This is a genomic window from Sporolactobacillus pectinivorans (assembly GCF_002802965.1).
Lineage (GTDB): Bacteria > Bacillota > Bacilli > Bacillales > Sporolactobacillaceae > Sporolactobacillus > Sporolactobacillus pectinivorans.
In genome coordinates, this window is record NZ_NXGA01000001.1 from 26,348 (window position 1) to 38,975 (window position 12,628).

7 protein-coding genes are annotated in these 12,628 nt (G+C 46.6%); 3 read left to right on the top strand and 4 right to left on the bottom strand.

The features are described from left to right. Positions 1-255: 255 nt before the first annotated feature. The 4 genes from COP04_RS00175 to COP04_RS00190 form a co-directional block, all read right to left on the bottom strand. Positions 256-1,389 (bottom strand): AbrB family transcriptional regulator, encoded by a 1,134-nt coding sequence (locus tag COP04_RS00175; protein WP_239984712.1) that lies wholly within the window; start codon positions 1,387-1,389, stop codon positions 256-258. A 312-nt stretch (positions 1,390-1,701) separates the two neighbouring features. Then, positions 1,702-2,571 carry a LysR family transcriptional regulator gene (locus COP04_RS00180; RefSeq protein ID WP_100486055.1) on the bottom strand — a complete coding sequence of 290 codons (870 nt, stop codon included), beginning with the start codon at positions 2,569-2,571 and terminating at the stop codon, positions 1,702-1,704. Between the two features lie 85 nt (positions 2,572-2,656). Then, positions 2,657-4,489 carry an APC family permease gene (locus tag COP04_RS00185; RefSeq protein WP_100486057.1) on the bottom strand — a complete coding sequence of 611 codons (1,833 nt, stop codon included), beginning with the start codon at positions 4,487-4,489 and terminating at the stop codon, positions 2,657-2,659. A gap of 276 nt (positions 4,490-4,765) precedes the next feature. Beyond that, positions 4,766-5,719: a DMT family transporter gene (locus COP04_RS00190; protein ID WP_338062817.1), complete on the bottom strand. Its 954-nt coding sequence runs from the start codon at positions 5,717-5,719 to the stop codon at positions 4,766-4,768. 268 nt (positions 5,720-5,987) lie between these two features. Between COP04_RS00190 and COP04_RS00195 the strand changes: the two genes are divergently transcribed. The 3 genes from COP04_RS00195 (at position 5,988) to COP04_RS00205 (ending at position 12,534) form a co-directional block, all read left to right on the top strand. Further along, the gene (locus COP04_RS00195; protein ID WP_100486059.1) at positions 5,988-8,192 is read left to right on the top strand and encodes an anthranilate synthase component I; all 2,205 of its coding nucleotides are present in this window, start codon (positions 5,988-5,990) and stop codon (positions 8,190-8,192) included. Between the two features lie 574 nt (positions 8,193-8,766). After that, on the top strand, positions 8,767-9,519 hold the full coding sequence (locus tag COP04_RS00200) for a glycerophosphodiester phosphodiesterase (RefSeq protein WP_100486061.1): 753 nt from the start codon (positions 8,767-8,769) through the stop codon (positions 9,517-9,519). A 252-nt stretch (positions 9,520-9,771) separates the two neighbouring features. Then, on the top strand, positions 9,772-12,534 hold the full coding sequence (locus COP04_RS00205) for a sigma 54-interacting transcriptional regulator (protein ID WP_100486063.1): 2,763 nt from the start codon (positions 9,772-9,774) through the stop codon (positions 12,532-12,534). The last annotated feature ends 94 nt before the right edge of the window (positions 12,535-12,628 follow it).

Below are 12,628 nucleotides of genomic sequence, written 5' to 3' on the forward strand. Positions count from 1 at the left end.
CATGATGAAGAATTTTCCTGATGCCTATTTGGCCTGTCTGACCAGGAAACGGGCCTCGTTGATCTTGGTTCATAAATCTCAAAGCATAAAAAACCTCCTGTGAGTGCTCTCAGGAGGTTCTTCTTTTCATTTATTCAAGTCCATCAATTTCCGATGCTCTGCCCCTCGCTTTTCGGATCTTTTCTGCTACCTATGCGTAGTCAGTGCTTGGGTGGATCAAAACGGCGTACTGATTTGGAAAAAAGTCTCGTCGGATTAACCCGACGAGACTTTTGTTTGCTGCTCGGAATGTTTTTGGTGCCGGGCCATCAGGCTGAAAAACGGCGGGAGAATGATACAGATGGCAAGAACCCTCAGCACTTGTACCGCAACGACAAAAGTGGAATTGGCATGAAGCACCACCGATGTCACGGCCATGACATCAATACCGCCGGGCGAAAAGGCCAGGATAGAGGTAACCGGATCAATACCGGTCACATCGGTCACAAGTAGGGCGCACAGGAACATCGCCGCCATCAGGCCAAGCGACCCGAGCAAACCCATGACGACCGTTCGCGCGACGCCCGCGAACATTTTACGATTCAGGCGCGCTCCGACACTTGCGCCAATCATTAATTGAGCGACAATGATCAGATCATGAGGCCACCAAATCGGCAAATTTTTCCCCGCTATCAAACCCGTCAAAGCCTGGGCGATACCCACGCCAAGCATGCTCCCCAGCAGCCACGGAGCCGGCATACGCAACTTTTTGCCTGCTAAAGCACCCGAAGCAGCGATCACCACAGCAAAAATGAGCCCTGCTGCTGTCACAGGATTCAGCGTCGCTGCCACTCCGCTAACGACCGCCTTCCCGCTGCCCAGCCCGCTCCATGCAGAAACAGTGACTGGGATCGTACCTTCAACGAGAATGACCCGCATTGTCTGTATAATACTGACGATGGCCACATTTGCACCAACGTCGGCCGCGATGCCAAGCATTGAAGACAGCCCTCCAGGAGTCGTCCCATACAGGCTCGTGATCAGATCCGTCTTGCTAAAGTGAAACAGAACAAAGCCGCTCGCTAGTGATAAAATAATTGAAATCAGAATCATCGCTGTTATCGTCAGCCAACCCTGGGTCAAAACATTAATTACCGATAAATTGATTTGCTGGCCAATCTCGATGCCGAGTAGAAGTTGACCGGTTCTAAGCCAATAGCCTTCAAGTCCTTTTTCACGGTGGAGACCCCTGATCAGTTTCGGATTCAAAAGTGAAAGTATCCCAGCAACAATCAATGTACCAATCATCCAGCCGATCGACAGGCCGGTCAGTGACAGGACGAGTCCGCCGATGCCGCTAATTATTATAAAAATCAGGTTGCTCCGGCCCAATCTAAAACTCATTTTCATTTGTCGATTCATTCCCTCCGATTCCCGGGCTTGTTATACCGGGACTTACACTGTACTTATAAAATAAGCATAGCCGTCGACCTGCCATTGGTAAAATACCATATTTAAATCAACAGCCATCAAGAAAATAAATGGCTGGCTGAAAAAATCAAGAAACAAAACGGAGTCCGATTGCTGATTAAAACACCGCTGCAGTACTGCCGGAACTTTTTTCCTCCAAAGTCAATAGAAGCATTCAACCTGTCGCCAAGAGTTTATGGCATTAAAAACCGCATAAAATTTTTGATGCCATTTGATGCCATAGGTTCGGTTTTATTCATCCAAGGCTCCCGGTGACACAATAAAGTCAACAAAAGCGCGGACAACATTCAAAGTCAGCATTTCCTTGAAGTAGATCAGCCAAGTTTCACGCAAAATAGGTTCACCGTTCCCATTGAGCAGATCCACCGATTCGAGCTGATCTTCCGGACTGATAATCAGGCTTGGAACGATCGCGTAACCTAATCCGCTCAAAACCATTTCCTTGCACATATCCGCTTTGTCCACCTCAATGCTGACGCGTGGCGGTTCTGAAAAATGTTTCGCCCACCAGTCATCAACAGACGCTCTTAGCTCATAATCTGAGTGATAATCAATACGCGGAAGTTCAGGCAATTTATCCATTTTGATTTTATCTTTTGAAATCAGACAAAGTTTTTCAGAAAAGAGCAGGCTTTTTTCACCTTTCCAATGATAATGGCCACGGATAATCCCGATATACACTTCCTGACGATAGACACGCTGCAAAATATCGCCGCTGCGGTGAGTCACAACTTTAAACTCGACCTTAGGATAATGATCTTTAAAGCGCTTAAGCACAAGAGGAAGCTTGTGGTAAGTGAATGAGTCCGACACACCGATAGAAAGTGTCCCGACAACATCTTCAGACATATCGGCTACATGTTCTTTTGCTGTCCGAATGACGTTAAGCACGCGATCGGCGATACCCGCCAGATACTCGCCCTGCGGTGTAAACTGAACACCTCGTCGGCCGCGATTAACGATCGTTACGCCAAATTCTTTTTCAATCTGTTGCAACCGATGGCTTAATGTCGGTTGAGAAATGTACAGACTCTGAGCGGTCTGCGTCATATTTTTCTTTTCATAGAGCCTCTGCAAGATAATCCAGTCGCGATAATCCAAAGCATCACCCCTTAAACCATTAAAAAAAAAGCAAAACCGCCAAAACGATTTTGCCAAGTCAAATAATCACCCGTCTATAAATCATTTACTTTTTAAAGTGGAACGGAACTGTTGCAATGACAACATCGGCATGACGGATCAGGCTGGCCTTGATCAGCACGCCAGACTGGTTGTGCAGCAGACTCTGCCACCATTTTTTCGTGTAAAACTGCGGGAATACAACCGTGACAGTTGCGCCATCCTTATCTGCCTTCCACTTTATCGTATCGACAAAGCGGTCAAGCGGACTAACAATGCTGCGGTAAAGCGAATGAAGGGTAACAAGACGGATGCCTGTATTCCATTCTTTCCACTCCCGCTCCATTTTTTCAATTGCCTCAGGACTGTCCCCCACATACACAGCAATCACATTGCCGGAGAGCGACTTGGCATAAGTCAATGATTGTTCGACAACTTTAGTGATTCCCGCAACCGGGACAACAATAATATTATCTGTCGTATTGATTGAGCGCAGAGGTATGGATAAATTGACGCGCAATTGCTCTGCCACGTGCATATAGTGCTGATGGATTTTATGAAAAATTATAATGACAATAGGAACAAAAATCAAAACCGGCCAGATCTGGCTGAACTTTGTCAGGAAGAAAATGATCAGAATCAAGTAGCAGATCAGTGCGCCAATAAAGTTAGTGAGAAGTCGAGATAGCCAGCCCTTCGGCTTTTCTTTCACCCAATGGACGATCATGCCTGTCTGAGACAGCGAGAAGGGAATAAACACGCCGACCGCATAGAGTGGAATCAGGTTCTCCGTCCTTCCGCCGGAAATAATAATCAGTATAATAGACATCACACCGAGCGTGATAATCCCATTCGAATAACCTAAGCGATCTCCTTTTATCTTAAATGGACGGGGCATATACTTATCCTTTGCCAAGTTGAAGGCAAGCATCGGAAAAGCAGAATAGCCTGTATTCGCTGCAAGCACAAGTATAAGTGCCGTCGACACCTGAATCAGATAGTAGAAAACATTTCTGCCGAATATTGTCCCACCAAGCTGGGAGAGCACTGTCTGATTGCTCATCGGGTGAATGCCATACCAATAAGAAAGAAAAACAATGCCACTCAAAAGAAGAGCAAGAATCCCGCCCATCATCAGCAGAGTTTTAGCTGCATTTTTAGGTGCAGGATCTTTAAAGCTTGGAATCGCATTTGAGATTGCCTCAACACCGGTTAAAGCCGTACAGCCGGATGAAAAGGCACGCAGCAACAGAAACAGGCCAATACCCATAACCGGAGTACCGATCGCTGCATGAGGATGAACCGGAACCGCATGTCCGGTTGCGGCTTCAAAAAAACCGACACCAATTACAAGAAACATCATCAATACGAAAAAGTATACTGGAAAAGAAAGCAAGGTCGCAGAATCCGTCAATCCCCGCAGATTCAGAACGGTAATGATTACAACGATAATCACCGCAACCAAAACTGCATGAGCGTGAAGGGCCGGAAATGCCGACGTGATCGCATCCGTACCAGCAGAAACACTAACGGCCACAGTCAAGATGTAATCGACCAGCAGTGAGCCGCCTGCCGTCAGGCCAAAATTGGTACCCAAGTTTTCTTTTGAAACCATATAGGCGCCGCCGCCCTGAGGATAAGCGAAAATAATCTGGCGATAGGAAAGAACCAGTGCCACCAATAATACAAGGACGCCAAGTGCTATCGGCAACGAATACCACAGCGCAGCGCCGCCCGCTGCAATGAGTACAATCAAAATCTGTTCAGGTCCATATGCAACTGATGAAAGGGCGTCAGATGACAGAACAGCCAGCGCTTTTAATTTATTCAATTTTTGGCTGTGCGATTCATTTGACTTAAGCGGTCTGCCAATCAGCAGCCTCTTAATTTTCGTAAGCATAAATTTTTCACCTTCAAAATGAATTCAAAATAATGATATGAATAAACCGTCTTTCAAAAAGAAAGGGCTCTGAGCGAAATCTCTCGGTTCACTCGAATGCCCATTTTCTGTCAATACAATTTTGTTGATAAACGGCAGTTTTCCTATAAAAAACTTTCCTTGTGCATACTGATTCTATGCTAACCTGGCAAAAGTTGCAACACTCAAATTATAGGATCATAATAAAAAAAATTGCGAAATTTCCCGGGAAATTCCCAACAACCGACAGCATTTTTCTTAATTCCTGATCTCTATGTGTCGTTGCCCTGCCTTCCGCGACCATGACAGGACAACTACCGTTGACACAATACAGGCTGCACCCAGCCAATCCAGTGCCGTAAAGGGAACATTCAGCCAGACCACACTGACGACCGCCGCTGACAACGGCTCCGCACAGCCGAACAGGCTTGTTTCAATGGGTCTCAAAAATTTCAGGCTCACCAGGTAAAGATAAAATGCGGCAAGCGTGCCAAATAAAATGACAAAAGCTACACCAAATAATGTTTCCGGGGTCAGCTGCCCATGAAAAATCCATGGTGGATAAAAAAAACTCATGGTAAGTCCGCCAACAATCATGCCCCAGCCGACAATCACCGCTGCTCCCCACTTTTTAAGCAGTGCAGCAGGCTGGGTTGAATAAACCGCTCCACCAAATGCTGATAAAATTCCCCAGAACAGTGTAGCCGGTGCGATTGAAATCTGGTCAAGATGTCCTTTGGTCACAAGAAGAAACACTCCGGTAAGAGCCAGGCAAATGGCTGATAGCTCTCTTCCGGTCGGCCTTTTTTTCCACTTAATCAGAAAGTAGACGATAATAATGACCGGATTAAGATATTGCAGAAGCGTGGCCGTAGCAGCGTTCCCGGCAGCAACAGCCTCAAAATAAGTGTATTGAGCGCCGATCATCCCAAAAGTTCCGAAAATCAGCAAGCCGATCCTTGATTTTCTTTCAGTCCAAACTTTCCATACTTTCCCCCGCTCGACGGTTGTCGCCGCAGCAATGAATAGCGCCCCGGCACTCAGCATGCGGACCGAAGTCATCCAGCCCGGATTAATGCCATGCGCGCTGAACAAATATTGCGCAACGTTTCCGGAAACGCCCCAGAGCATCGCTCCGCAAACGACAAGCATCATGCCAAATAGGCGATTCAGGGATCCTCTATCGGTTAAAACGTGCGCATGATCTGTCACTCTGCTCTTCCTCTCCCACCGTAATTTCCATATTAAATGAGACCTTATCGGGCGTCAACGTCTTCAGGTTTTTTCTCTGTTGAATTCTTTATCTTTACACGGTATGATAAAGTCAGTTTAGCAGAGTCAGGCAGAGAAGAGCAGAGTTGAGAAGAGAAGCACATCGGGACAATAATAATTGCTCCCTCAGGATTATTATGTCTTTGAATTTTCCATTCTGATTCAAGATGCTCTTCTGTATAAAATCAATTATACAGGGGGTCCCCAAATGAGTTTGTTGTCACATCTCCATGAGTCAAAAGAATCCATCATTTATTCAACTGAAAAGAATTTGCAGATTATCCGCAGACAGTCGGCTGTATCTGCAGATGAGACTGTCTCACAGCTAACCGGCCAGCTTGACGAGTATAAAGGCGCTTTATTTTCAAGCAGCTACAACTTTCCCGGCCGCTATTCAAGATGGGATATTGGTTTTATCAATCCCCCCATTGAGTTGACGGCAAAAGGAAAAACATTCGATATCAAGGCACTTAACACCAGAGGGCAAGTGATCCTTGCCTATTTTTCAGAAAATCTTAGCGATCCGGCCTTTTCATTGACAAGAAAAAAGAAAGACGAATTGTCCGGCATGATTCATACGGACAGCAACAGCATAATTAAAGAAGAAAGCAGAACGAAACAGCCGTCCGTTTTCAGCCTGTTGCGGCAGATTCAGCTGCTTTTTCATACAAATGATGATTTTCTTGGTTTGTATGGTGCTTTCGGATTCGATCTGATCCTTCAATTTGAGCCTTTTCCCCTTCATAAGAAAAGAGAGACAGAACAGAACGATTTGCAGCTCTATCTTCCAGACGAGCTTATTGTTGTTGACCGAGAGAAGAGTGAGGCCTTCAAGCTTTCCTATGACTTCCGGCTTCGGGATCTGTCAACAGCTGGCATTGAGCGAACCGGACAGCGCTTCCCCTTCCGCTCGTTCAGCAGGAACTTTCAGCCTTCCCGGTCGTTTGCCGACAAAACAGGTGATTATGCAAAGATGGTACAAGAAGCCAAACATGCTTTCAAAAGCGGTAATTTATTTGAAGTCGTCCCCAGCCGTATCCTTTCCAAGCCGTGCAAAAGCAGACCATCAGAGGTCTTCAAGAGCCTCCAGCACATCAATCCAAGTCCCTACGGATTCTTGATCCATCTGAACAATGAAGAATTTCTCGTCGGCTGCTCGCCAGAAATGTTTGTCCGTGTAGATGGAGCCACGGTAGAAACCTGTCCGATCTCCGGCACCATCCGTCGCAAAGGTTCAGTCATTGAGGACGCCGAGCAAATCAAGACACTGCTTGGATCGGCAAAAGAAGAATCTGAGCTGACTATGTGTACCGATGTTGACCGAAATGACAAATCAAGAGTCTGTGTTCCCGGTTCGGTCGAAGTCATCGGACGCCGGCAGATCGAAGCCTATTCACATTTGTTCCACACGGTGGATCATATCAAGGGCCTTCTCAAGAAAAATTTTGACGCGCTCGATGCATTTATCAGCCATATGTGGGCCGTAACAATTACTGGTGCGCCAAAGCTCGAAGCCATCAAATGGATTGAAGAGCATGAAAAAACACCCCGCGGCTGGTACGGCGGTGCTGTCGGCTGGTTCGGATTCAATGGCAATATGAATACCGGGCTTACACTGAGATGCCTGCGTCTCCAAAGGGGAACAGCCCAAATTCGTGTCGGCGCGACTCTTCTCTATGACTCCGTTCCTGAAAACGAGGAACAGGAGACACTGACCAAGGCAGGGGCACTCGTCGCAGCGCTTCATTCTTCAGGGACATCAGTAAACCGCAATGGAACTAGCCTTCCCGCAGTGCAAAAGTCAGGAAATGGGCTTCACATCCTTTTCGTTGATCATGAAGATTCTTTCGTCCACACATTGTCCAGTTATTTTCAGACTTTGGGAGCCAAAGTGACTGTATGCAGAAGCCCAGCCGCGCGAACATTGATCGAACGAGGAGATGAGCCTATTGATCTCGTCGTGCTTTCCCCGGGGCCGGGAGAACCCGGCCGCTTTCATATGAATAATACCATTGATCTCTGCCTGAAGCGTCATCTTCCGATCTTTGGGATCTGTCTCGGGCTTCAGGGCATTGTCAGCTATTTTGGAGGTAAGCTGAATATTCTCCCCGTTCCGGCTCACGGAAAACAGTCTGTGGTGATTCAGAACGGCGAATCCCGGCTCTTCAAAGGCATCCCTCAGCGATTTAAAGCTGGTCGCTATCACTCGATCTGCGCTGCACAGTTACCGTCTGAACTTCTTGTTTCAGCGGAAACCGAGGATCACGTCGTCATGGCTGTCGAACATCGGAGCCTGCCGATTGCCGCCGTTCAATTCCACCCGGAATCGATTATGACGATGAACGATCAGGTAGGCATGAAAATCCTTGAAAACGTGCTCCTTATGATTGACATGCAACCTGCATTGAAATAAGCAAGTGGAACGTATCATCTTTTATGAACCTTGAGCATGATAAACAACAGCAACGATACAGCGGCAAAGAGCAGGGTCTGTAAAGGCATCAAATTTAGATGCTTTTAATTCAGATCAAGCGCAATAGGACGGAAAAAAGGTTGTAAGGGAACCAGAATGCCTATATAGTGTACAGGGAGTAAATACCGTGGATTTGTAAAGTTATAATATCACCGAAGTGTATTTCGCATAATATGATTGCCCAAGGGTATCTTAAACCCTTGAGCTATTTTATTAGCTAATGCATTATAATCTGCATAACTTAATGTACTGAAGACTATACCCGGCCACTTTGTGCAGTCAAAACGGATGGCGGCCATAACAAAAATAAACATGACATCCGACACAGGCAAGTTAGTAGTTAGTTAATATTTCACCGACATTCACTGTTCAAAAAGGCCCGAAAAATTTACGCTGCGTGGCAGACAATACACGTGCGGTCAGATTGAATATTGTTTGATCGATATCTATTTTAGGCGATTTGTACTGAAGCTTAATCATAAACCGCTTGTTACAGTAACGAGGGGGTACTTTCATGAAGACTGCGATTTTTGCCCACCGCGGAAGTAAGTCAAACCGTCCGGAAAACACGCTCTCTGCATTTGAGGAAGCGATGCATGTCGGAAGTGACGGAATCGAATTGGATGTCCACTTAACAAAAGATCAGGAAGTTGTGGTCATGCACGATGAAAAAGTAAACCGGACAACGAATGCCAAGGGACAGATCAAAAGCTTTACAGTAAACGACCTGAAAGAGCTGGATGCCGGTTCCTGGTTTTCCCCGCAGTTCAGAGGTGAACGCGTGCCGACACTTAAAGAGGTGCTTGACCTGCTTTCCGATTTTCCCGGCGTTCTGAATGTCGAGTTCAAGACAGATCATAATGTTTATCCTGGAATTGAGGAAAAAGTTGTGCGCCTGATCGACCTTTACCGCTCTAATCTGCCTGTTGTTTACTCATCTTTCAATCACGAATCACTGATCCGGATGAAACATATCGATCCAAGTGCCGACGTTGCCCTGCTTCTCTGGGAAAGGCTCGCTGATCCCTGGCGCTACACTGAACAGGTAGGGGCATCTGCTCAGCACTTATGGGAGGCTTCCGCTTTGACTGAAACCTCGGCACAGCTTCAGGAGCATGGTATTAAAGTCCGCGCCTGGACCGTGAACAAACCTAAAAATATGCAACGCACGTTCGAAATGGGAATTGACGCCATGATTACTGATTATCCCGAGGTGGCGCTTGATCTCCGGAAAAGTTTTGAAGAGGCAAAGGCTTTACGCCGGTAACCTGTATCGGAAAAGAACAATTCCAATTCTTCTAAATTTATTATTGAATCGCTTCAGCAATAATCATATTAAACCATGATTTTCAAATCCAGGGGTGGATAAGCACCTCTGTTTTTTTTGCACCTAATGTTTAAGATATTGTTCTTTATTCTTTCGAATACCATGATATAGAATGGATACGAAGCTATTATTACTTCTTAATTTTTGAATCATAAATAGTAACCGCTATCATGAGTTAGGGGTAATGACTTCATGCAAAAAATTGATAAAATTTATTCAACGATTCAACAGCATATCAACAATTGGAAAGACGGCCTGACTGCTGCCGATCTTGCCGAATCTTTGCGTCTCGACCGTTCTACTGCAAGCCGCTATTTGAATGAACTGACGAAGAATCGGAAATTAATCAAATCCGGGGGCAAACCCGTCCGCTACTTGCTGGCATCACAGGATCATTCTGTCCCTGACACTGAGGATGATACGCGAAACAAAGCGTCGGGAAATCGTTCAATTATCTGTTTGCCGGATCACCTGGAAACTCAATTTATCGGAACTAATGCCAGTCTGAAACCGATTATCGAGAAGGGTATGGCTGCCCTTTTCTACCCAGAGCAGGGACTCCATATTCTGCTATCCGGTGAAACAGGTGTCGGCAAGAGTTATTTCGCAGAATATCTGGCAAAGATCGCAGCCGCCCAGCCATGGAATAAAAATCCTGCTCCATTCATCACATTCAACTGCGCAGACTACGCCCAAAATCCTGAGCTATTAATGGGGCATATTTTCGGTATTAAGAAGGGCGCCTTTACAGGAGCAGCGAATGATGAAGCGGGGCTTGTAGAGCAGGCTAACCATGGAATTCTTTTCCTCGATGAAATCCACCGTCTCCCTCCCAGCGGTCAGGAAATGCTTTTCTACCTGATTGATAAGGGCCTGTATCGAAGGCTTGGTGAAACAAGCAGCGTTAGGCATGCAAAATTGATCCTGATTGGTGCCACGACTGAAACCCTGGAATCCACTTTGCTGCCGACATTGCTGCGCCGTTTTTCTCTCAAACTGTCAATTCCGCCGCTTAGAGAACGATCGGACTCGGAGCGTGAAACTTTTCTCACTCATTTTCTGAAACAGGAAGCAAAGAAAATGAAAGTTCCGCTTCTGATTGAAGACCACTGCCGCAAAGCTTTCTCGAAATATGCCTGTCCCGGAAATATCGGACAGCTGAAGAGCGACATTCAAATATCCTGCGCGCGTGCCTTCATGCGCCATCTTCAGGGAAGCACAGCAGAGGTCACGATCCGGAACGATGATCTTCCATCTCATGTGCTTAGCAGCCTGCCGGAAAGTGATCGCGAGCATGAAGCGGCCCACCTTGTCCCCTCTCTGAACCAGGGCGAAAAGATGCCCATTCAAAATATCTACTCAATCCTAGCTTCTATGGAGGGAAAAAGTCCGCCCTATTCCCATTACCCGTCTTCGGAGCAAGATATGCAGCTCGCGGTTAATCATTACCTTAAAGAGCTGCAGTCACTGTCTGAAAAAAGGATGGAATCCGAGCCCGGCTGGGCCCGTTTTGTCGATCATGACCTGCTTGACGCGCTTAGAGATTCAGAATTTTATTTCAGGGATGAGTTCCCCTTTGAATATAATACAAAACAGTTGATCGCCATTGGTCTTCATCTGGAAGCATATCGCCGGCAAGTAAGGAAAGGCAGCAGCTCCCCTCTCCCAGCTGTGCCTCACGCCGGTTCTGTTTACAGGACGGCGGCAGAGAAGCTTGCAGACTTTCTTGAAAAAAGGATTCACCTTCAGCTGCCGGAACGTGAAAAAGAGCTGCTTGCACACTTGATGGCGTCAACATTGCCGGAATACAAGCGAGAGAACGGCGTCGCCGTTTATCTTGTTACACATGGGCGGTCAACAGCCAGTTCAATGGCTGAAGTAACCAACTATCTGCTCGGAAGCCCGGTGATCCATCCGGTGAACATGCCGCTTACCGAGGCAACGGGTATAACCTATAAAAAAGTCCGCCAGCTGATCATGCAGCAAAAAAACTATTCCGGAATATTGATGCTTGTCGATATCGGTTCGTTGGTCACAATGGGAGATGCACTCAGTCAGGATCTTGGTATCCCGATCCGGACATTGGCTAACGTCAATCTGCCGATGTTGATTGAAGCAGGCCGAAAATCATTAATCGCCGATAATAGTCTGAAAGCGGTCTACAATTCGGCAAGATCGGCTTTTATTGCCCTCGCTCCAGAAAGTCAGCTGCCGGAACATCGCGAAGAAAGACAGAGGCTGATCGTTACCGTATGCTTCACAGGAGAAGGAACAGCACAGCTGCTCCATGACTGGCTCACCGAGCAGCTCTCCGTTGAAGACGGTGATGTTGCTGTAAGAGCCATTCGTATCGATCCGGTATCGAAAGACTCCGCAATGCTTGAAACTTTTCGGAACCAGTACCGAATTATTGCGATTGTCGGCACCGTGCAGGTGGCATTCAACGATATTCCGTTTATCCCCGCCCTTGAATTGCTGACAGATGACGGACATACCCGGTTGCATAAGTTGCTGGAGATTTCACGTCCTGCAGTTGTACCTGCTGTCTCTCGGCTGCCGGAATCATCAGCAGGTGAGCAGGAATTGATGCTGCTCGCCAGCACGGGTCTTGGAAAAATAACACAATTTTTGAATCCGCGAGCCTTCTTTCAAGCCATATCCTCCAGTTCCGAACAGATAAAGATCTTCTACCATTGGGATAATGATATGGAACTGGGCATGTGGATGCATCTGGGCAGTCTGGTTGACCAAATGATTCAGTCCGGCCTTGCCGGTTCAACCGAATCTTTTCTTCCTGAAGATCAGCCGAACAGCCAGACTGCTGTCAGCCAGAAAGACCAGGAAGTATGGGGACCGCTCTTTAAGCAACTTGAATCAACATTCAGGATCAGTTTCACGATGCGGCTCAGGAATGCCTTAATAATACTTGGAAAAAGGGATCAGAGTACTGTGTAACAGTTTGTGTAAAAGCGTTTGCACACTCAACATAATCACTTGCACAGTTTGAATCACCGTGCAAAGAGAAAAACTTCGGCAAAAACGGCAGAGG